The following is a 21,036-nucleotide window of genomic DNA, read 5'->3' as shown; positions in this document are numbered from 1 at the left end:
TCATACCCCCACTTGATTCTTCAATAATGATAGTTTGATATGGTCTTTTACCATATGTAGAACCGTTTCTTTCGTCACGTTGGCAAGCTTTGGCGTAATCCCTAAAATCGGCACACCGCATAAGCGCTCAATCATTTCAGGATTGGTTTTTTCATCATCGTCAGGAGAATCACTGATTCCATTGATGACAATTCCGGCGATTGACAGACCCATGCTTTGTGCATATTGGACAGTTAAAAAGGTATGATTAATGGTTCCGAGATGAGGACGTGCCACAATGATGACGGGAAGCTGTAACGCTTTTATAACATGACTGACTAAAAAATCCTCTCCCAATGGCACAGAAATACCGCCCGCACCTTCTACAATAAAGCATTCATGTTTTTCTCTTATCCGCTCCCAATGGCTTAAGACCTCTTCCATGGTGACAGCCTTCCCTTCCAGCTTTCCTGCGATATATGGTGCAAGCGGCGCTTTGAAGGCAAAAGGCGTAATGTCTTCATGCGAAAGATTGGTCTGCGACATGTCTTTCAGCAGACTTGTATCACTATCCGGGTGATGACGAGATATACCGCTTAAAAATGGTTTAAACACCCCGACATCTTTTTTATGTTCTCGCAATAAAGCGGCAAGACCGCTGGATATAACCGTTTTCCCCACTTCTGTATCTGTTCCTGTCACAAAAAAACCCCTCAAATGATATGCAGCTCCTTTCCAATTGAATGAAATGATGTCAGCAAATGATCAATATCACTTGCCCTGTGGTCAGCTGTGATGGTTAATCGAATCCGGCTTTCACCTGGCGCAACAGTCGGCGGCCGAATGGCAGGGGCATAAATCCCATTGTCATACAGCTTTTTAGCAAATGTGACAGTTTTACGGGCATCGCCGATGACCACAGGGATAATCGGAGTATGATCACCTTTTACCACATAACCCATGTTCTTCAGACTCGTTCTGATCATGTTGATATAAGAAAATAAAAGCTGACGTTTTTCCCTGCTGGCTTCAATGATGTTGAAAGCCTCATAAGCGGCTGCACAGCTGGCTGGCGGAATAGCAGTTTGAAAGATAAATGTTCTGGCATGGTTGAGCAAAAAGTCTATGAAGACCGCTGAACCTGCCGCAAAACCGCCTTCCGTGCCAACAGCTTTGCTTAAGGTGCCGATCACAATGTCAGGACAAACGCCAAAGTAATCACTCGTTCCCCCTCCTGATTCACCCAAAACACCTGTGGCGTGGGCGTCATCAACGATTACGAAGGCATGATAGCGTTTCGCAAGTGAAATGATCTGATCAAGAGGGGCAATCGTGCCATCCATGCTGAATACCCCGTCTGTTACGATAAAACGGCGCTGATAACGCTGTGTTTCATTCAGCTTGTTTTCAAGATCATCCATATCAATATGCCGATAAACAACTGTATCAGCCTTAGATAACCGGCAGCCATCAATTATACTTGCATGATTGAGTTGATCACTTAAAATGGCATCTTCCTTTTCTGGCAATGATGAAAGGACACCGACATTAGCCAAATAACCGCTCGAAAACAGTAAAGCCGCTTCCGTCCGTTTAAAGGTGGCAATCTTTTTTTCAAGCTTTTCATGCCAAACCGAATTGCCTGTCGTTAAACGGGAGCCGCTGCTTCCTGCCCCAAATTGGAGCAGTGCTTCTTGGGCTGCAGAGATCAAGCGGCTATGGCTTGCCAGTCCTAAATAATTGTTTGAAGACCAAACCGTTTGATTCTCTCCATCAATTTCCCTCTCTGGAATCGGGGCTCCATCCATTGTCCGCAGGTTGCGGTATACGCCGGCTTCCTTCGCTCTGTCTAACCGCTCGTTTAACCAGGCATCAATCTTCAAGGCTGGTAACCTCTTGGATCGCTTGTTTCATAATGGCAACCATTTCTGCAAGCTCTTCGGCTGTGCTGGCGAGAGGAGGCAGAAATGCAATCACGTCCCCCAGCGGCCTTGTCAGCATGCCAAGCTCCCGCATTTTAAGGGAAACTTTGTATCCAACCCGCCAATCAGCAGGATAAGGCTTTTTGCTTTCCTTTGACTGAACAAGCTCTGCACCGCACATAAAGCCCAGCTGCCGAATATCCCCCACGTGGGGAAGAGCGTACAGATCTTGAAGAAGGAAATGGAGCTTTTCACTTTTTTGCGCTACTTGGTCCACAATGTTTTCAGATTCAAATAATGCCAGATTTTCAAGCGCAACCGCACAGCCTAGCTGATTTCCCGTATAGGAATGGCCGTGAAAAAAGGTTTTTTGGTTTTCATAATCATCATAGAATGCCTTATAGATGTCTTCAGTGGCAAATGTAACGGCGATTGGCAAATAGCCTCCTGTAATGCCTTTCCCGGCAGCCATCAGATCAGGCTGGACATTCTCGTGCTCACACGCAAACATTTTTCCTGTACGGCCAAAACCTGTAGCTACTTCATCTACGATCATTAAGACATCGTATTTTGTACATAGCTCGCGCACGCCTGCCAAATATCCTTCCGGCATCACAATCATACCGGAAGCTCCTTGAACCATTGATTCAATGGAAATTGCCGCAATTTCCTTATGATGTTCCTCGAGCAGCTGTTCAAGCTCTCGCAGGCACTTATCACGGCACTCATCAGGATCGCCGCTTTCAGAGCGGTACACATAAGGAATCGGAGCTTTGTAACTATCAAACATTAACGGGCCGTACACGTGGTGGAATAGTTCAATTGAACCGACACTGACGGCGCCAATCGTATCACCGTGATACCCATTTTTCATTGCGATAAATTTTTGCTTCTTAGATCTTCCAATATTCTTCCAATACTGAAACGCCATTTTCAGGGCTATTTCCATTGCTTCTGCACCGCTATCTGAATAAAAAACACGTGTGAGCTTTTTTGGGCTGATGTCGATTAATACTTCGGCAAGCTGGGTTGCTGGAACGTTGGTCATGCCCAATAGCGTGGAGTGCGCGATTTTTCCGAGCTGATTTTTTATGGCATCATCCAATTCCTTTTTTCGGTGCCCGTGGACATTAAGCCAAACAGAAGAAAAACCGTCATAGTATTCCTTGCCGTTTATGTCTTTGACTTTGATTCCAGTACCGCTTTCGATAATTAAGGGGTTCTCATCGTAATCTTTCATTTGGGTAAAAGGCAGCCAGAGGTGCTTTTTACTGTTTTCTATCAAATCATGAGTCATGGTCTTCCTCCCACTCTATCAAAATAGGCTGCTTCTTCAGGTCATGTAAGTACGTGTTTATATCTTCGGAGCCATCAACAAAAAAGATGCGGCAGCCCTCTTCAGTCCCGTATTCTTTCATTGCTGTAATACGCTGATAGCCCATTTTTTTACCTGAAACGTATCCTGTTATGTAATCAGGGTCATCTGACCAGCATAATTCTGCAACGGCTGCCGGGTGCCGGCTAATCTTTGAAGCAAGCGCAAGGGCCTCTTTTATTCTAGAATGTGCCGGCACGTGACAGCGAAGCGCCCATTTTTCAAAATTGGCGTCCGGCCAATCCATTCTGGAGACCCGCACCCCTTTTCCTTTTGTTTGATCAATCCGCTTGCCTGAATGAATATCAAACAAAATAGCTCCCCTGACAACAGCCCATTCAGGGATTTGTTGATATGCTTTTTCAATCACTTCTCGTGAAACGCCTTCTCTTTCCAATAACAATCGGGCAAGCTTTTGTCCCTCTTCTGGGGAGCTCACTTCGTTCGTATGCACCGGCAATGGCTGAATGACTTTTATCGGTTCATGAACCTCTTCAAATTGAATTTGCATAAAATCAGGCTTTCCCCTTGAATGGGATAACCCTTTTTCTAATAAGGCATTGACTGTACGCTTCATCTCATGGAAAGGAATAAGCCGTTCTCCGCCAGATATATGCTTTCCGCCGTCTTCATGAGATCCATTCATGGAAGCCCTCATTCTGACACTATAAAAAGTTTCTTCTTGCATCCATTTTCGCCCTTTCACTGATAACTAAAGAACGTATATCACATTCTATTCTAATTGTTAACCAATTATAAATAAAAGTTAACAATTAGAATATTATTATTCACATATGATTCTGTCAATATAAGAAATCTTCATTTTGTTTTTTAGGGCTGGTTCTTGAAATGAGCAAAAAGACCGTTTTACAGTAAAACGGTCCTAGCCTTAGATGTCTATTCCACTGTGTTTTTTTCGATTTCGATACTTGATGAACAAGGCGATCCCATTTACCATCACCAGTCCAAAAATCGTATTGCCTAACGGTGCCCAGCCATTCTCACCTGTGAAAAATAAGGACAGGGCCACCTTCCCAACGAGTGTCACATTCAATAGGATTAAACCGAATACAAGCGACCGCTTCCAGAAAGCAGCCAAAATAAAACCGAGAAAAACCATCATGAAAGCAATTGTTAAAACAGCCGAGACCGGACTGCTTAAAAGCATTTGCTCGAATTCGAGCACTTTTTGCATTTGCAGATGAATCTTCTTAGGTTCTGGAAACCAGACCATACTGCTCATCATCAATACAAAAGTGATGATAATGCCTTTCCAGCTGTGCTTATACGCAGCATAAACCAATACTAGTAAAAAGAGGGGGCGAATATACCAGCTTATTGGATTGAGATGCCGCCGGAAAGCCCAATCCAAAATGTCTTGTAATTCCATTGGTTCCACTTCCCTCGCTCATAGAAATTTGATGTGTTTCTGACAATACTCTTTAATTTGTGCTTTTCTGCCAGTTTCCCGTAACGGTCACAGCCACTTTTGCAAAAACCGGACAGCTTCATGCCTCATAACTGCTGTTTCGAAATGCCCCGAAGCGGAACGGATCATCCGATAGCGATCAGAAGCTCCCTGTCCAGCATACACAGCCGTCAATTCTTTTTCGATTTTGTCCATACCTTCCACCGGCGTTAACCGGTCGTGTACACCAACAAGGCTAAGGTGCGGGCGCGGCGCGATCATGCTTTGGATCTCCGATGCGGAAAAATGCTTTGCAAGCGACGGGACGTAATAATAAAAGCCATGCCGGTCAAGATTCTTTGTTTTCATCAGGACGTGATGATCTACTTGGCTGCACAAATCCACACACACCTTAATCCGGTCATCGAGCGCCGCTGTCCACCACGCCATCAACCCTCCCATAGACATGCCGATCGTTCCGATTCTGTCAGGCTGAACATCAGGACGAGACTGCATATAATCTAACGCTCTTAAACTGTCATAAATCATCATGCCCCACATCACTCTTCCGGTTAGAAGCATTTCTTTAAAAATCTCGCTTTCCGTTTTTCCCCGCCGATCTCCAAATCCCCAATGATCAATCGCAAGCACGCCGTACCCAAGAGAAGTAAACTCACGGGCAAAAGATGGCGCTTTCAAATAATCCGCTCCTTCAATCAGTTCACTTTTTCCCCTGTCATACTGGCCGCCATGCGAATGCTGAAACAATACGGCTGGACACGGCCCTTCTGCAGACTTCGGTTTCACAAAATAGGCGGGCACCTTTTCATGTCCGTTTAGATCGAGCAGAAGCGTTTCAATGATATATCCTTCTCTTTCTTCAATACGCAATATCTCCGTACTGGTTTTCCTCCGATCAGGCAAATCTCCAAGCAATCGAAACAGCTGCTTTCTTCTTTCCGTACTCATTCCCTCACCCTTCCTTATTCGCTTACTTCACATTTACGAGATGGATCTGGTTTCCCCTTTATTTTTCCAATGCAAATCGCATCATTTACTAAATATTTAGTAAATATAACGAAATATTCCGAAAATAATCATTGTAACCGCTTACTTTCGTATGATAGTATCAATTTATCAAAACAGAGGAGTTAATATTTTACTAAATAGATGAGAGGGATTACTATGGTTCGGATTAAAGATATCGCCTTGAAAGCTAATGTTTCCAGTGCGACGGTTTCCAGGATTTTAAATGAAGATGAGTCGCTTTCTGTTGCGGGCGAAACGAGACAAAGAGTCATCACGATCGCAGAAGAGCTTGGCTATCAAACGGTTGCCAAACGCCGGAAAGCCCGCGGGCAAAAACAGCGGGCCCAGCCGCTGATCGGCGTACTAAGCTGTCTGTCCCCTGATCAGGAACGGCAGGACCCTTATTTTTCTTCGATTCGCAAAGGCATTGAAAAAGAATGCTTTAAACAAGAAATTTTCATTACGAATTCAATTCATCTCGGTTCCTTTCAGGAGCATATTTTTCGGGAACTGGATGGTGTCATTGTCATCGGCCGTGTTCATGATGAAGCAGTGAAGCATATCAGCGGAAGGCTGGAACATGCCGTATTTATCAATCATTCTCCTGATCCGCAAACATACGATTCGATTGGCATTGATTTTGAATCCGCTTCACGCCAAGCGATTGATCACCTTCTCAGCCTTGGTTACAAACGGCTAGGCTACATTGGCGGACAGGAAAAAGAGCATACGCTGAAGGACGGTCAAAGCATTCGCAGAACGATTGAAGACAAACGGCTGACCGCCTTTTTGGAGTCCGCCGCCCCCCAGCCTGAGCATGTGCTGGTCGGAGAATACAGCATGCGTGAGGGCTATCGCCTGATGAAGAAAGCAATCGCTCAAGGCAATCTGCCGGAAGCATTCTTTATCGCCAGCGATTCCATGGCGATCGGCGCATTAAAAGCGTTTCAGGAAGCCGGACTCCAAGTGCCTCGGGATGCTGCGATCGTCAGCTTTAACGGCATTGAGGAAACTGAATTTGCCAGTACGCCATTAACGACGGTGAAGGTGTACACAGAGGAAATGGGCCGTACAGGCGTAAAACTGCTGCTTGACCGCCTCAATGGCCGAACGCTTCCTCACCATGTCACCCTGCCCACAACATTAATCGTAAGACAAAGCTGCGGATATACAGCTAAGGAGGTGACATAAGCAAGCATTCATCACGATAATAAGGAGGAAAAGATGAAACACACTTTTGTTTTATTTCTCTCTCTTATTCTGCTTATTCTGCCCGGCTGCTCAGCAGAGAAAAGCTCAGCTGATATCGCAAAAAAGACGTTAACCATTTATTCTACAATGTCAACGGACAGTGAAAGAGATACGTTCAGAAAACTGGCGGCAGCGTTCGAAAAGGAACACAGAGACATTCGTGTCAGCCTTCATTTCCCAGGCAATGACTATGAAAATATGATGCGTGTCAGAATGGCAGCCAATGATTTGCCTGACCTTTTCGATACACATGGCTGGGGAAAAATCAGGTATGGAGAATATACAGCAGATCTCAGGGATATGGATTGGACCCAAGATCTCGATCCAAATTTAAACAGCATCCTCAAAAATAAAAGCGGAAAGGTGTATGCCTATCCGATCAATCAGGCAAAAGACGGTCTGGCATATAACCGCAATATTTTAGACCAATACGGCATTGATCCTCCGGAAACCATGGATGACTTTATGAAAGCGCTGAGAATGATTAAAGAAAAGAGCAAGGGAGGCATTGTTCCCTTCTGGTTTGCCGGATATGACAAAAGCTCATTTGCCCAATATTACGACCAATTCGCTACACCTCTTCTCATCACAGATCCTGCCCATAATGAAAAAAAACAGCTCACCAACGGCACTTTTCACTGGAGCAAATTCACTTATTTATCAGACACCCTTAAACAAATGCAGAAAGAAAAACTGCTCAATATTGACGCCGTAACCGCAAAAAAATCACAACTCATTGAATTAATGGCCCAAAACAAAATCGCCTTTACGATGCAAGGCGGCACACTCGGCCAAGACGTTGCCCAGATCAATTCGAAGGTCAAGGTCGGCATTATCCCGACACCTGCCATACATGCCGGTGATGATCCGATATGGATCGGCGGTGAACGCTACACACTTGCAGCATGGAAAGACTCCCCTCACGTAAAGGAAGCAAAAGAATTCATCTCATTTATGGCCCGCCCTGCCAATGCCAAACAAATGGCTGAAGCCACATCGCTTCCATCAGGGCTGACCAATGTGAAAGCTGATATTTTCTACGCAAATGACTATGATCACTATCGAGATGTCAAAGTCGAACCTTACTTCGACCGTTTATACTTGCCAAACGGAATGTGGGATGTTCTGGGCACGGCCGGGCAGGAGCTTGCGGCTGACATATTGACGCCTCAAGAAATTTCGAAGAAGCTGGGGAGAGAATATAAACGACTCCGGGAGCAATCGGAAACACAGGGAGCTGAAAACAATGAGTGAGATCGCAAGGGACGTTCATGTGAAACAGGTTAAGCCAAAAAAGCAGTCCTCACTTTGGTGGATGTACATTCCTGCTTTGCTCTCCGTTCTGATCTTTATGATTTATCCGTTTGTGAAAGGCGCATTGATCACCTTTACAAACTGGAACGGCTTTTCACAAATCTACCAATGGGTGGGATTCGCGCAATATGAAAGGCTGTTTTCTGATCCTGACACTTGGCACATCTTAAAAAACACGCTGCTTTACGGACTCGGCAGCACCTTTTTCCAAAATGTGATCGGACTCCTGTACGCCCTTCTATTGAATCAAAGCATCAAAATGAAAGCGATAACAAGAACAATTGTGTATTTGCCGGTGATGATCAGCCCGCTCATTATGGGCTACATCTGGTACTTTTTCTTCTCCTATGACGGAGGCGCGCTCAACGATTTGCTCGGTGTTTTCGGCATCAGTCCGATCAATGCGCTCGCCAGCCCAACGCTCAATCCATGGATTATTGTCATGATTAACACCTATCAATATGTCGGGATCGCTATGGTTGTCTACTTAGCTGGCCTGCAAAGCATTCCGAAAGACTACTATGAAGCTGCACAAATGGATGGCGCGAAACAAGGCCAGCAGTTTTTCAGCATTACACTGCCGCTGTTAATGCCCTCGATCACGATTAATATGGTCATCAACATTATCGGAGGCTTAAAGCTGTTTGATGTCATTATCGCCCTCACCGCAGGCGGCCCCGGAAATGCGTCTCAATCCATGTCCACGTTTATGTATGATTTGTATTTCAAACGGCAGGATGCCGGCTATGCCGCAACACAAGGCATATTTATGGCATTTGTCATTTTGATCATCAGCTTTTGCGCGCTTGCGTACTTTAAAAGAAAGGAGATGGAAATGTCATGAAAGCCGCCCGTTCTAAAAACCTGCGGATCGTTACGCTTTTTGCCGCCATTGTAGCCTGTGCGCATTTTATTCCTTTTTACATCTTGGTGACCACTTCATTAAAAGCAAAAGGAGACTACAGTTCAAAATGGCTGTTTCCAGCCGACATCTCCTTTCACAATTTTTTAGAAGCGTGGGAGCGCGCTTCATTAGGAAACTCATTTATAAACACCATCCTAATCACAGGTTTTTCTGCCTTATTATTGATTATATTCGGCTCACTTGCCGCCTACCCCCTTGCCAGGCGGGAAACGAAACTGAATAAAGCCGTTTTTGCCTTGCTGATTTCTATTATGATCATCCCTCCGTTAACGTCGATGGTGCCTTTGTACCGAATGGTCGTGGACGCCGGAATGGTCAATACACATGCCATCGCCATTTTGATCAATACAGCGGCTTATATGCCGTTAACCGTATTCTTGTATTCTGGCTTCATCCGTTCGACCATTCCAAAAGAGCTTGAAGAAGCCGCAAGAATTGACGGTGCAGGCATGCTGAAAATCTTTTTTACGATCGTGTTTCCTCTGCTGAAGCCGATCACCGCGACCATCTGTATTATTTCCTGTGTCTTCATATGGAACGACTATCAATTTGCGATTTTCTTTTTACAAGATCAAAAGGTTCAGACATTAACAGTAGCCATGGCAGGTTTTTTCGGAGAAAACGCCAACAATCTGCATTTAGTTGCCGCAGCTGCCCTTATGGCGATGCTGCCGATGGTTATTCTGTTTTTGGCGCTGCAAAAATACTTTATTGCCGGCCTTTCATCCGGAGCGGTAAAGGGATAACGTTAAAGGAGGAAGCAATATGAAAAAAATTACATTTATCGGTGCAGGGAGCACCATTTTCGCCAAAAATGTTTTGGGAGACTGCTTGTTAACAGAAGCGCTGAATGGATTTGAATTCGCCCTTTACGACATTGATCCTAAACGCTTGCAGGAATCCCAGCTCATGCTCGAAAATTTGAGAGACCGCTATAACCCGAGTGTGGCCATCAACAGCTATGATGACAGAAAACTCGCCTTGCAGAACGCAAGCTATGTCATCAATGCGATTCAGGTTGGAGGATATAAACCGAGCACAGTCATAGATTTCGAGATTCCTAAAAGGTACGGGCTGCGCCAGACGATCGCCGACACAGTCGGCATCGGCGGAATCTTCAGGTCACTCAGAACAATCCCGGTCTTATTTGATATTGCAAAAGATATGGAGGAAATGTGCCCGGATGCGTGGTTTTTAAACTATACAAATCCAATGGCCTCTCTTACAGGCGCCATGCTCCGCTATACGAATATTAAAACAATTGGGCTCTGCCACAGTGTTCAAGTGTGTACGAAGGATTTATTCAAATCTCTCCGAATGGAGCATGGCGGAATCGAGGAGCGCATCGCGGGCATCAATCATATGGCTTGGCTTTTGGAAGTCAAAAAAGACGGCGTAGATCTATATCCAGAAATTAAAAGGAGAGCGAAAGAAAAACAAAAAACAAAACATCATGATATGGTGCGGTTTGAATTAATGGATAAGTTCGGCTATTATGTCACGGAATCGTCCGAACACAACGCAGAATACCATCCATACTTTATTAAACGGAACTATCCCGAGCTGATCAGCGAGCTGCAAATCCCGCTCGACGAATATCCTAGAAGGTGCGTCAAACAGATTCAAAATTGGGAGAAAATGCGGGATGATATTGTCAATAATAAAAACCTTACACACGAACGCTCAAAAGAATATGGGTCAAGAATTATAGAAGCAATGGAAACGAACGAGCCGTTTACCTTCGGGGGAAACGTCTTGAATACTGGACTGATCACCAATCTTCCTTCAAAAGCGGTTGTAGAAGTGACATGCGTCGCCGACAGAAAAAAAATCACCCCGTGCTTCGCCGGAGAACTGCCTGAGCAGCTTGCAGCCTTAAACCGGACGAATATTAATACACAGCTGATGACAATTGAAGCCGCTGTTACATTGAAAAAAGAAGCAGTTTATCAAGCGGCAATGCTTGATCCGCATACAAGTGCGGAGCTTTCCATGACTGACATCATCTCCATGTGTGATGATTTATTTGCAGCACACGGCGATTGGCTCCCGAAATATAAATAAAAAAACTAGGGGATCGTTCTCCCTAGTTTTTTGGTTTTGTTTCGCCTTCCCAGGCCATCATGCCGCCTTCAACATTAACTGTTTTAAAGCCCTGCTCATCCAAGTACCTGCAGACATTCATGCTGCGCATTCCTGAGCGGCAGATAAACACGTACTCTTTGTCTTTGTCAAGGGTGTCCATTTTTTCAGGAATATCCCCCATCCGAATATGAACGGCTTGCGGGATCATGCCTTCCGCCACCTCTTCATCTTCTCTTACATCAATTAAATATAGTTCTTCGTCCGCCTCAATTTTTTCTTTCAAAGCGGCTGTGCTGATTTCTTTTATCTCCAAAGAAAACACTCCTATTCACAATGATTATGTTCAGTATATCAAAGTCAGCTGGACGATTGCTATTTAGAGACTGATGAAAAAAATCCCCTTTTGGCAAAGGGGATTTTTTCTAGGCTTAGTTTGCCACAATATTGACAAGCTTGCCAGGCACCGCGATGATTTTTCGAATCGTTTTGCCTTCAAGCTGCTCTTTGATCTTTTCATCTGCTTGAGCAAGCTGTTCCAGCTGTTCTTTCGTCGCATCGGCAGGAACCTGTAATTTTGCTTTTACTTTTCCGTTCAGCTGAACAACGATTTCAACTTCATCATCGACAAGTTTCGTCTCATCATATACAGGCCAAGCTTCGTATGCAATCGTGCCGGAATGGCCAAGCTTCTCCCAAAGCTCTTCCGCTAAGTGAGGCGCGACAGGAGAAAGAAGCTTCACGAAGCCTTCCATATATTCTTTCGGCAGCTCTGTTGCTTTATAAGCTTCATTAATAAAGACCATCAGCTGGGAAATACCAGTGTTGAAACGAAGGCCTTCATAATGGTCTGTGACTTTCATGACCGTTTCATGATACACGCGCTCCAATGTTTCACCGGCCCCTTCAACGATTTTGCCATTAAGCTCACCGTTGTCTTCAACAAACAGGCGCCATACGCGGTCAAGGAAGCGGCGCGCGCCGTCTAATCCTGATTCAGACCAGGCGATAGAAGCATCAAGCGGTCCCATGAACATTTCGTACAATCTCAGCGTATCAGCGCCGTGAGAGGAAACGATCTCGTCAGGGTTGACAACGTTCCCTTTAGATTTACTCATTTTTTCGTTGTTTTCGCCGAGAATCATACCTTGGTTGTACAGCTTTTGGAACGGTTCTTTCGTTGGCACTACGCCGATATCATAAAGGAACTTATGCCAGAAGCGGGCATACAGAAGGTGAAGCACGGCATGTTCTGCACCTCCGATATACATATCAACCGGAAGCCATTTTTCCAATTTTTCTGGTGATGCCAGCTGATCCGGATTGCGCGGATCAATATAGCGCAAGAAATACCAGCAGCTTCCCGCCCATTGCGGCATTGTATTCGTTTCTCTTCTTCCTTTTTTACCAGTCTCAGGATCTGTGACTTCCATCCAATCTTTAATGTTCGCAAGCGGTGATTCGCCTGTTCCGCTCGGTTTGATTTCATCCGTTTTCGGCAAAATCAGCGGCAGTTCCTCTTCCGGCACAGCCGTTGATGTTCCGTCTTCCCAATGAATGACCGGAATCGGCTCGCCCCAATAACGCTGGCGGCTGAAGAGCCAGTCGCGCAGACGGTACGTCACTTTCTTCTCGCCGTTTTTCGTTTCTTCCAGCCAAGCGATCACTTTCTCAATCGCTTCCTGCTTGTTAAGGCCGTTCAGAAAATCAGAGTTCACGTGCTCGCCGTCACCAGTGTACGCTGCTTCCTCAACATTTCCGCCTTTCACGACTTCCTTCACCGGAAGGCCGAATGTTTTGGCGAATTCAAAATCACGCTCATCGTGCCCAGGAACAGCCATAACAGCACCTGTTCCGTATGATGCAAGAACATAATCCGCAATCCAGATCGGCAATTTTTCTCCGTTTACAGGATTGATCGCATAGGCGCCTGTGAAAACGCCTGTCTTTGTTTTCGCAAGATCTGTACGCTCAAGGTCACTCTTTGATTGAATTTCTTTGATATATGCTTCAACAGCATCTTTTTGCTCAGCCGTTGTGATGTGTTCCACCAATGCATGTTCTGGAGCAAGTACAGTGTATGTAGCGCCAAACAGCGTATCTGGTCTTGTCGTAAACACCGTAAAGGATTCATCATGTCCATCTATAGCAAAATGAACGTGAGCGCCTTCAGAACGGCCGATCCAGTTGCGCTGCATATCTTTAATGCTCTCCGGCCAGTCAAGCTCTTCCAAGTCTTCAAGAAGCCTGTCCGCATATGCTGTAATTTTCAGCATCCACTGCTTCATCGGGCGTCTCTCGACCGGATGGCCGCCGCGTTCGCTCTTGCCGTCAATAACTTCTTCGTTGGCAAGAACCGTACCGAGCGCAGGGCACCAGTTTACAGGCACTTCATCAACGTAAGCAAGGCCTTTTTCGTAAAGCTTTAAGAAAATCCATTGCGTCCATTTATAGTATTCAGGGTCAGTTGTATTAATTTCACGATCCCAATCATATGAGAAGCCAAGCGACTGAATCTGGCGGCGGAAATTATCGATATTCTGCTTCGTAAACACAGCGGGATCGTTTCCTGTGTCGAGTGCGTATTGTTCAGCCGGAAGGCCGAATGCATCCCAGCCCATTGGATGAAGGACATCATAGCCCTGCATGCGCTTCATGCGGGACAGGATATCCGTAGCTGTATACCCTTCAGGATGGCCGACGTGCAATCCCGCTCCTGACGGATAAGGGAACATGTCCAGCGCGTAAAATTTTTGTTTTTCATTATTATCAAGAGTGGCAAATGTTTTGTTTTCAAGCCAATATGTTTGCCATTTCTTTTCTATCTCTTTGTGCTGAAAACTCAAAGTAAAAACCTCCTTCTGATTGAATACGGCGTTTATGGTTCAAGTATTGACGGGAAGGAGAGGATTATATTCAGAATATTCCCAAACTAAAAAAAACTCCCTCATCCCTAAAAGGGACGAGAGACTTTCGTTTTCCCGCGGTACCACCCTCGTTAGTGCGGCATACGCCGCACTCACTTGATACTTTTAACGCAGTTATGCGTCAGCGGCTTTTCACCGCTGCAACTCTGAGGTGAGTTCGGAAACAAACTTGATTGACTTTCACCAGCCGTCAACTCTCTGCAACAATATCTGTTTCTTACTGCTCCTCTTCATTGTTCTTTTCGCAACCGTAATCTTAACTGTATTTTATAGAATTCTGTTCATAAGTGCAAGCAGGTTTGTATACAATGGGAATGTACCCTGAACGGGCGAAGATTGAGGACAATTATTCGGGTGGAGTTTTGGTTTGACGTTTGGACTCGGCCGGTTCGCCGCCGCTGTTCATTTCTCTCACAAAGTCAAAACTTCTGAGAACAGCTTCACCGCCGTAGCCTGAGATAATGGATAAGATGACAAGTTGAATTCCTGAATCGGGGTCAGCGGATAATACAAGTAAAATGGAAGCTGTCATTCCAATAAACCAATCTTCCAAAAATCCAAGATAGATAAACCGCTTCGTCATTCTGGGCTTCTCCAGCCTGCCTCTCTTTTTCACATGACCGAGAATCCCCATGATTCCTCCAATTACACAAGCAATAAGTACCTGATGCAGCATCTTCATCATCACCTTCCTAAAGCCCTTATTTCGTAAAGCGACTTCAGGCCATCCAGCCCCCTTAAACGATTCCGATGATTTTCGATATCTACATACTGGCAAATCTGAAAAAAGCTTGTTTCTTCCATTATATGTGAACACATGATCGGTAAGCTTGATGCATTGGATTCATTTTTCACCCAGTGACATTGACCTAGTCACTTATTAAGCTTATATAATATTCTTCCGTTCATATGTTCAATCTCTGTTCTTATTTTTAGTGTATACGAGGACAAGCCCTAATGACAAACAACAAACTGCGCTTGCTTGAATCAGAACATGTGTTGTGCTACGGTTACTGTAGAATTCATTAAAAAAAGGGGAATACCAGGCTCTCGCACAGTTAGCTGACAGCCTAAGGGGGATTTATATGGCTAGTTTTCAATCATTTGGAATACAAGGACAGCTGGAAGTTATCAAAAAAGCGCTTGATCACGCGCGGGTTGGTGTGGTAATTACAGATCCTGCACTTGAAGATAATCCTATTGTCTACGTAAATCAAGGCTTTGTTCAAATGACCGGCTATGAAGCCGGAGAGATTTTAGGAAAGAACTGCCGCTTCTTACAGGGAAAACACACAGACCCCGCTGAAGTAGACAATATCAGAATCGCTTTGCAAAATAAAGAACCGGTTACCGTTCAGATCCAAAACTACAAAAAAGACGGAACGATGTTCTGGAATGAATTGAGTATTGATCCGCTGGAGATCGAAGACAAGACCTATTTTGTCGGAATTCAAAATAACATCACCCAGCAAAAAGAGTATGAAAAGCTTCTCGAGGATTCCCTCACAGAAATTACTGCACTTTCAACGCCTATTGTCCCGATTCGCAACGGCATTTCGGCTCTTCCGCTGATCGGCAACCTGACAGAGGAACGATTTAATTCCATCGTCTGCACATTGACGAATATCTTATCAACATCCAAAGATGATTATTTGATCATTGATTTATCAGGATTGGCACAAGTGAATGAACAAACCGCCGACCAGATTTTCAAGCTGAGCCATTTGCTGAAATTGACTGGAACCGAATTAATTATTACCGGCATTAAGCCCGAACTGGCCATGAAAATGAATAGACTGGATGCTAATTTTTCATCGCTGAAAACATATTCAAATGTAAAGGATGCCGTTAACGTCCTTCCGATCATGTAAAAAGATCCCGCTCATCCGGCGGGATCTTTTATTATGAAGAGATAGATGCTTGCTTATTTGTTCCTTTTGCCGGTTTTATCCGTTTGTCATATAAAAGCGTAGTGGCAATACTGATCAACAGCAAAACCAAAAGAGATAAAACAAGAGCCTGAATGCCGAAATGATCAACAAGCAAACCGCCGAACAACGGACCAATCATTCTCCCGCCTGTTGCCGCGCTGTTGACAAAGCCTTGATAAAAACCCTCTTTCCCTTTAGGGGCAAGCTGGTTGGCAATCGTCGGCACCGCAGGCCAGACAAGCATTTCTCCGATGGTCAGGATCACCATGGCAGCCATAAACATCGGGAAGTGCTTTGCCGTCAGCAGCATACTGAAGGATACAATGAAAATGATAAATCCGATGACCATTTGCGCTTTCAGCGACTCCGCCCATTTTTTCACCACAAAGCTGACAAGCGGCTGGCCAAGCACAATTAGAATTCCGTTAACCGTCCACAGCACGCTGTATAAGGAAAGAGATATTCCAATGCTTTGTGTGTACGAAGCAATTGTGGTAGACCACTGAGAATAAGCAAGCCACCCGAGTACATAGCCGCTGCTTAATATGATGAGCGCGGCAAATTTTGCTTTGCTATTTACAGCATCATAATCAAGCACCGATGTTTGAGACGCATCCTTCGTCTGAACATTTCGAAATCCGAAATATACGATAAAGAAAAAGACCAGATACAATGCAGCATTCGCCAAAAATACGTATGAAAACGAGAAAGACGCCACTACACCGCCAAGTGCTGAGCCGACGGCCACACCCGCGTTTTGCGCGACATAGATCGCATTAAATGCCTTCCTTCCCCCTTCAGGCCACACCGATCCAGCCATTGCGTAGCTGGCCGGAAAAACAACACCGGAACCAAAGCCCACAATCGTCAGCAATACAATATAAGCCGGCCAATCATGAAAAAAGACAAGGCCCATCAGGCTTGCTAACGTAATCGCAATCCCAAGCATAATCGATTTAAAGCCCCCGATTTTATCAAACAAAAAACCGCCGCATAAATTTCCTGCCACACTGGCGCCGGAATTCAGCATCAGCACAAGTCCGGCTACTGTTAATGACTTCCCTAAATGATTATGGATATAAATCGTATTCAACGGCCATAAAAAAGAAGCACCCGTCACATTAATAAACATTCCAATGATTAAAATTTTAAGAGCACGCGGCATACTCATCCCCCTTTCTTACCTAAAAAAGCTCATGAAAAAAACGAAACCTAAAACGGCTCCGTACGAATCGAGTTATCATAGCACATTCATTCTATCTGTCTATCTCACATTTTTCAACTGATGAGCGTGAAAAAATCTAACAAATATTGCTCAAAAACTGTAAAATAAATAGAAAAAGGGGTAATTTTATGGAAATGGTATTAGCATTCTTAGGTTTTCTCGCATGTCTCATTTCGCTTGGCTATGGATTGTATCACCTCGTCAGATATGTGCTAAAAAAAGAAAAACGTTTCTCTAAGAAACTCTTTTGGCCGCTTTTGATAGGGGGCCTGGTGCTGCTCTTCACCGGAGCAGGCTTGACAGAACCTGATGCTGCTGCAGCAAATGCTGAGAAAAAGTATTCAGCGCTAAACGCCGAATATAATAGTCTTACAAAAGAGCATGAAGCACTTGAGAAAGAATATAAATCTGTCAGCTCTGAAGCACAGAAATTGAAAGATAACACAGAAGATCAAGACAAGCTAAAGCAGATTGAAAAAGAAAATAGCGAACTAAAAAAGACTCAGAAATCATTAAAAGCTGAGATTAAAGAGCTTCAAGAAAATCAAAAACAGCTCAAAGAAGATACAAAAACGGTAAAGGCTGAAAATGAAACACTCCAACAAGATAAAACAAAGCTTGAAAAGCAATTAAAAGAGGCAAAAAGCCATACTGCCAGTTCTCATGAAGACACTGGAAATACTTCAAGCAATACTAATAAAAGTGATGAATCCAAAACCGCTGATACAGCAGAAGGCTGCAATATTAAAGGAAGTAAAAACGGCATCTACCATACGCCGGGCAGTACATACTACGACCGGACAACCGACCCGGCTGAAATGTTTTGTTCAGTTGAAGAAGCTGAAGCCGCCGGTTACCGGGCGCCAAAACGATAAACAAAAAGCTCCAGAATCTCTGGAGCTTTTTCTGTTTCACAACGACGATTTAATAACCTTCTTATAATAAAGAACTGACAGAAAACCAAAAATTGAGTAGAGCGCAGTATATAACACCATCACCACTATCATCGGCGTCCATACCTCTGACCCGAATAAAAACCAGCCAGATTGGACGGCAAAGTAGCTGTGGAAGAGGCCTACAACCAGCGGAATGCCGAAGTTGTACATTTGTTTGATGCGTATGCCCTTTATCAGGTCGCCCTGCGTAAAACCAAGTTTTCTCAAAATCGTATAATTTGGTTTTTCATCTTCACTTTCACCCATTTGTTTAAAATAAAGGATACATCCTGATGTAATCAGGAACGTTAATCCTAAGAAGCCGACGATGAACATAACGAGACCAAACAGTGATTTTTGCATAATGCTTGTATCCAATCTTGATAAATGCTGATCCTTCTTGTTCACCTTTTGAAAAAGCTCATTTGCTTTTTCAAGCTGGTCTTCATGTTTCACATTGATGCCAATAAATTCAGATTGCGCAAGTTGAATGCGGGGATCTTTATCTTTGTTCAGCCGCTTAAACAAGCTGTCATCCACAATAACAGCGGGCAGACCCCCGCTTGTAAACGTGTAGGATACAAGAAACTCTTCTCTTAATCCTTTATAGTGTAATGGTTGCGTCTCATGCTTGCTTTTTACTTTAATGACACCCGAGTCTTTGAAAACCATTATTTTTTGCAGCAAGTCGGTGTATCCTGAGAAAACGGCATCTCCAGCCGCCACATCGACATCTTTTACATCTTTGTCACTGATAACAGCAAGCTGCGTTTTGCTAGGATCGCCCTGCATCTCTTTCGGGGTTCCATCCATGATATTTGCAATGTCAACATTTGCTTGCAGGACAGGGGTTACTTTTTTTACAAACGAGATGTTATGATCAACCAAACTGCTTTCAAATCGTTTGGCATCTTTCTCATTCATGAATGAAAAATCAGCCGCTACATTTTGTTCAGCAGTCTTTTCTGCCGAGTAATACGAAATATAAGCGAGCGATAACAGCCCGATGGCGAGCGCTGAAACGGTTGTAATAATTGTCAGCAGCAAAGCGTTCGATTTCATTCTGAACATGATCGATGACAGTGACAGGACTTCTGAAATATTTAAGTAGCCGCCCTTGCTTTTTCGAATGATATTAGAGATAAACGTAACCGAACCTTTATAAAAGAGAAACGTCCCGATAATGACAGTCCCCAGGATAAAGCTCATCGCGCCAAACAGTTCATTTATGGTCTTAAATTTTCCGCCAAACAGCTCAGAAGACACATAGTACCCTGTCAAAATCAGCACGATGCCTAAAGCGCCGATCAGCATCTGGAAAAATGATATTTTCTTCACTTTATCTTCAGTGGAAGACGCCACTTTAAATAAAGATAAAATACTTTGTTTTTTGATAAACGTATAATTCATCACCATGATTAATAGGTAAATGCAACAGAACACAATGATCGTTTGGATTAAGGCCTGCTCGGAAAAGTGCAGTTTCGCAGCAGCTTTGACATCGACAATTTTGAACAGAATCATCAGGACAAGCTTCGATATCGAAAACCCAGCCACTACCCCAATCACTAAAGAACCGAAATACAGCATGATATTTTCTGCACTTAAGATGCGAAAGATTTTATCTTTCGTCATTCCGATTAATTGAAACAGCCCGATTTCTTTACTCCGTCTTTTAATAAAAATCGTATTGGCATATAAAATGAAGATCGTCACTACAGCCACAAGCAAAATCGAAGCGGTTTTAATGGCAGCTGCTCCCTTGATTGAAGCCTTCACTTCGTTAATCGCAGGATCATATTGGAGCGTGACAAAGGCGAAATAAAGCGCCACGCTAAAGATTAACGCAAACACATACAAATAGTAATTCCGTAGATTCTTTTTCAAATTTCGCAGGATGAGCTGATTAATGTTCATGCTGCACCCCGCCTAACACGCCTTGCGTTTTCATGATATCCTGGAAAAACGTCTGTCTGTCTTGGCCTCCTTTATTCAGCTGTGTATACATTTGCCCGTCTTTAATAAAAATGACTCTGCCGCAGTAGCTGGCCGCGACAGGATCATGGGTGACCATAATAATCGTGGCGTTGCGTTTTTGATTGAGCTGGCTCAGCTTGTTTAATAGATCAGATGCTGATTTCGAATCGAGCGCGCCGGTCGGTTCATCAGCGAAAATAATGCTAGGGTCATGAATAAATGCTCTCCCAGCCGATGTTCTCTGCTTCTGCCCGCCGGAGATTTCATTCGGGTACTTATCCCGCAATTCATAAATTCCCAGTTCCTTTGCAACTTCCTCAAACTTGCGATTGGCTTCCTTTTTTGATATTTTCGTGATCGATAATGGCAGAAGGATATTCTCTTTCACTGTCAATGTGTCTAACAAATTGTAATCTTGAAAGATAAAGCCTAAATGCTGTTTTCTAAATTCAGCCAGCTGCTTTTCCTTCATAGAAGTCATTTCGTTTCCGTTAATGTTGATCGTTCCGTGACTGACCTGATCAATCGAAGACAGTACGTTGAGCAGTGTGGTTTTCCCTGAACCGGACGCCCCCATAATACTGACAAATTCGCCTTTTTGGATATGGATATCAATGCCTTTGAGCACTTCTTGTTTATTATGCTTGTTTCCATAGCTTTTTCGAATTTTATTTGCTTGTAAGATCATCATTTCTATAATCTCCTTTATATTGGATAATCTCATTATAAAAAGGAATGCCGGTCTTTTCCTTCGAA

Annotated in this window: 19 protein-coding genes and 1 other annotated feature; of the genes, 7 read left to right on the top strand and 12 right to left on the bottom strand. The window is 44.0% G+C overall.

Translation table 11 applies throughout. The annotated features are described in order from the left end of the window. The 6 genes from bioD to AC4CV5_RS10845 all read right to left on the bottom strand — a co-directional run bounded on the left by bioD (nucleotide 1) and on the right by AC4CV5_RS10845 (nucleotide 5,653). A complete protein-coding gene (gene bioD / locus AC4CV5_RS10870) occupies nucleotides 1–696 on the bottom strand; it encodes a dethiobiotin synthase (RefSeq protein ID WP_222143364.1) in 696 nt (231 codons plus the stop codon). Further along, nucleotides 693–1,862: an 8-amino-7-oxononanoate synthase gene (bioF, locus tag AC4CV5_RS10865; protein WP_490922747.1), complete on the bottom strand. Its 1,170-nt coding sequence runs from the start codon at nucleotides 1,860–1,862 to the stop codon at nucleotides 693–695. Before bioF ends, bioD begins: the two co-directional genes overlap by 4 nt. Then, entirely contained in the window at nucleotides 1,852–3,198 is a 1,347-nt protein-coding gene (bioA, locus tag AC4CV5_RS10860; protein WP_490922746.1) for an adenosylmethionine--8-amino-7-oxononanoate transaminase, read from the bottom strand. Before bioA ends, bioF begins: the two co-directional genes overlap by 11 nt. Continuing rightward, nucleotides 3,188–3,964, bottom strand: coding sequence for a 6-carboxyhexanoate--CoA ligase (gene bioW / locus AC4CV5_RS10855; RefSeq protein WP_490922745.1), 777 nt, complete (start codon nucleotides 3,962–3,964; stop codon nucleotides 3,188–3,190). Before bioW ends, bioA begins: the two co-directional genes overlap by 11 nt. 201 nt (nucleotides 3,965–4,165) lie before the next feature. Beyond that, complete coding sequence (locus AC4CV5_RS10850) at nucleotides 4,166–4,666, bottom strand: hypothetical protein (RefSeq protein WP_222143366.1); 501 nt, start codon at nucleotides 4,664–4,666, stop codon at nucleotides 4,166–4,168. A gap of 87 nt (nucleotides 4,667–4,753) precedes the next feature. Continuing rightward, nucleotides 4,754–5,653 carry a dienelactone hydrolase family protein gene (locus AC4CV5_RS10845; RefSeq protein WP_166849453.1) on the bottom strand — a complete coding sequence of 300 codons (900 nt, stop codon included), beginning with the start codon at nucleotides 5,651–5,653 and terminating at the stop codon, nucleotides 4,754–4,756. A 216-nt stretch (nucleotides 5,654–5,869) separates the two neighbouring features. Here AC4CV5_RS10845 and AC4CV5_RS10840 point away from each other — a divergent pair, with 216 nt between their 5' ends. The 5 genes from AC4CV5_RS10840 to melA are packed head-to-tail and all read left to right on the top strand — an operon-like array spanning nucleotide 5,870 to nucleotide 11,267. After that, nucleotides 5,870–6,904 (top strand): LacI family DNA-binding transcriptional regulator, encoded by a 1,035-nt coding sequence (locus AC4CV5_RS10840; protein ID WP_222143367.1) that lies wholly within the window; start codon nucleotides 5,870–5,872, stop codon nucleotides 6,902–6,904. Between the two features lie 33 nt (nucleotides 6,905–6,937). Beyond that, nucleotides 6,938–8,218: an ABC transporter substrate-binding protein gene (locus AC4CV5_RS10835; protein WP_490922744.1), complete on the top strand. Its 1,281-nt coding sequence runs from the start codon at nucleotides 6,938–6,940 to the stop codon at nucleotides 8,216–8,218. Beyond that, on the top strand, nucleotides 8,211–9,122 hold the full coding sequence (locus AC4CV5_RS10830; RefSeq protein WP_490922743.1) for a carbohydrate ABC transporter permease: 912 nt from the start codon (nucleotides 8,211–8,213) through the stop codon (nucleotides 9,120–9,122). Before AC4CV5_RS10835 ends, AC4CV5_RS10830 begins: the two co-directional genes overlap by 8 nt. After that, nucleotides 9,119–9,949: a carbohydrate ABC transporter permease gene (locus AC4CV5_RS10825; RefSeq protein WP_166849445.1), complete on the top strand. Its 831-nt coding sequence runs from the start codon at nucleotides 9,119–9,121 to the stop codon at nucleotides 9,947–9,949. Before AC4CV5_RS10830 ends, AC4CV5_RS10825 begins: the two co-directional genes overlap by 4 nt. A gap of 19 nt (nucleotides 9,950–9,968) precedes the next feature. Next, nucleotides 9,969–11,267, top strand: coding sequence for an alpha-galactosidase MelA (gene melA / locus AC4CV5_RS10820; protein WP_373923821.1), 1,299 nt, complete (start codon nucleotides 9,969–9,971; stop codon nucleotides 11,265–11,267). A gap of 22 nt (nucleotides 11,268–11,289) precedes the next feature. Here the strand turns inward: melA and AC4CV5_RS10815 are convergent, their stop codons facing one another. From AC4CV5_RS10815 to AC4CV5_RS10805, 3 genes are all read right to left on the bottom strand, one after another. Next, nucleotides 11,290–11,601, bottom strand: a complete 312-nt coding sequence (locus tag AC4CV5_RS10815; protein WP_003237998.1) for a rhodanese-like domain-containing protein — start codon at nucleotides 11,599–11,601, stop codon at nucleotides 11,290–11,292. A 115-nt stretch (nucleotides 11,602–11,716) separates the two neighbouring features. After that, on the bottom strand, nucleotides 11,717–14,131 hold the full coding sequence (gene leuS / locus AC4CV5_RS10810) for a leucine--tRNA ligase (protein ID WP_490922742.1): 2,415 nt from the start codon (nucleotides 14,129–14,131) through the stop codon (nucleotides 11,717–11,719). A gap of 109 nt (nucleotides 14,132–14,240) precedes the next feature. Continuing rightward, nucleotides 14,241–14,455 (bottom strand) — a binding site (T-box leader). 103 nt (nucleotides 14,456–14,558) lie between these two features. After that, nucleotides 14,559–14,894, bottom strand: coding sequence for a DUF4257 domain-containing protein (locus tag AC4CV5_RS10805; protein ID WP_003223352.1), 336 nt, complete (start codon nucleotides 14,892–14,894; stop codon nucleotides 14,559–14,561). Nucleotides 14,895–15,297: 403 nt separating this feature from the next. Here AC4CV5_RS10805 and ytvA point away from each other — a divergent pair, with 403 nt between their 5' ends. Continuing rightward, nucleotides 15,298–16,083: a YtvA family blue-light photoreceptor gene (gene ytvA / locus AC4CV5_RS10800; RefSeq protein WP_490922741.1), complete on the top strand. Its 786-nt coding sequence runs from the start codon at nucleotides 15,298–15,300 to the stop codon at nucleotides 16,081–16,083. Nucleotides 16,084–16,114: 31 nt separating this feature from the next. Here the strand turns inward: ytvA and AC4CV5_RS10795 are convergent, their stop codons facing one another. Continuing rightward, nucleotides 16,115–17,308, bottom strand: a complete 1,194-nt coding sequence (locus tag AC4CV5_RS10795; RefSeq protein WP_166849436.1) for an MDR family MFS transporter — start codon at nucleotides 17,306–17,308, stop codon at nucleotides 16,115–16,117. A 188-nt stretch (nucleotides 17,309–17,496) separates the two neighbouring features. Here AC4CV5_RS10795 and AC4CV5_RS10790 point away from each other — a divergent pair, with 188 nt between their 5' ends. Beyond that, nucleotides 17,497–18,243: an LMBR1 domain-containing protein gene (locus tag AC4CV5_RS10790; protein ID WP_166849434.1), complete on the top strand. Its 747-nt coding sequence runs from the start codon at nucleotides 17,497–17,499 to the stop codon at nucleotides 18,241–18,243. Nucleotides 18,244–18,279: 36 nt separating this feature from the next. Here AC4CV5_RS10790 and bceB read toward each other — a convergent pair whose 3' ends face one another. Both bceB and bceA read right to left on the bottom strand, forming a co-directional pair. After that, nucleotides 18,280–20,220: a bacitracin ABC transporter permease BceB gene (gene bceB, locus AC4CV5_RS10785; protein ID WP_166849432.1), complete on the bottom strand. Its 1,941-nt coding sequence runs from the start codon at nucleotides 20,218–20,220 to the stop codon at nucleotides 18,280–18,282. After that, a complete protein-coding gene (gene bceA, locus AC4CV5_RS10780) occupies nucleotides 20,210–20,971 on the bottom strand; it encodes a bacitracin ABC transporter ATP-binding protein BceA (RefSeq protein ID WP_166849429.1) in 762 nt (253 codons plus the stop codon). The genes bceB and bceA overlap by 11 nt, the downstream gene beginning before the upstream one ends. Nucleotides 20,972–21,036 lie beyond the last annotated feature (65 nt).

The sequence above is a fragment of the Bacillus sp. NS1 genome (assembly GCF_058248265.1).
This window is presented reverse-complemented; position numbering and strand designations above follow the sequence as displayed.

Coding starts and splice junctions, on each gene's coding strand:
- bioA (WP_490922746.1), bottom strand. CDS start 3,198: ATGACTCATGATTTGATAGAAAACAGTAAAAAGCACCTCTGGCTGCCT.
- bioW (WP_490922745.1), bottom strand. CDS start 3,964: ATGCAAGAAGAAACTTTTTATAGTGTCAGAATGAGGGCTTCCATGAAT.
- AC4CV5_RS10850 (WP_222143366.1), bottom strand. CDS start 4,666: ATGGAATTACAAGACATTTTGGATTGGGCTTTCCGGCGGCATCTCAAT.
- AC4CV5_RS10845 (WP_166849453.1), bottom strand. CDS start 5,653: ATGAGTACGGAAAGAAGAAAGCAGCTGTTTCGATTGCTTGGAGATTTG.
- AC4CV5_RS10840 (WP_222143367.1), top strand. CDS start 5,870: ATGGTTCGGATTAAAGATATCGCCTTGAAAGCTAATGTTTCCAGTGCG.
- AC4CV5_RS10835 (WP_490922744.1), top strand. CDS start 6,938: ATGAAACACACTTTTGTTTTATTTCTCTCTCTTATTCTGCTTATTCTG.
- AC4CV5_RS10830 (WP_490922743.1), top strand. CDS start 8,211: ATGAGTGAGATCGCAAGGGACGTTCATGTGAAACAGGTTAAGCCAAAA.
- AC4CV5_RS10825 (WP_166849445.1), top strand. CDS start 9,119: ATGAAAGCCGCCCGTTCTAAAAACCTGCGGATCGTTACGCTTTTTGCC.
- melA (WP_373923821.1), top strand. CDS start 9,969: ATGAAAAAAATTACATTTATCGGTGCAGGGAGCACCATTTTCGCCAAA.
- AC4CV5_RS10805 (WP_003223352.1), bottom strand. CDS start 14,894: ATGAAGATGCTGCATCAGGTACTTATTGCTTGTGTAATTGGAGGAATC.
- ytvA (WP_490922741.1), top strand. CDS start 15,298: ATGGCTAGTTTTCAATCATTTGGAATACAAGGACAGCTGGAAGTTATC.
- AC4CV5_RS10795 (WP_166849436.1), bottom strand. CDS start 17,308: ATGCCGCGTGCTCTTAAAATTTTAATCATTGGAATGTTTATTAATGTG.
- AC4CV5_RS10790 (WP_166849434.1), top strand. CDS start 17,497: ATGGAAATGGTATTAGCATTCTTAGGTTTTCTCGCATGTCTCATTTCG.
- bceB (WP_166849432.1), bottom strand. CDS start 20,220: ATGAACATTAATCAGCTCATCCTGCGAAATTTGAAAAAGAATCTACGG.
- bceA (WP_166849429.1), bottom strand. CDS start 20,971: ATGATGATCTTACAAGCAAATAAAATTCGAAAAAGCTATGGAAACAAG.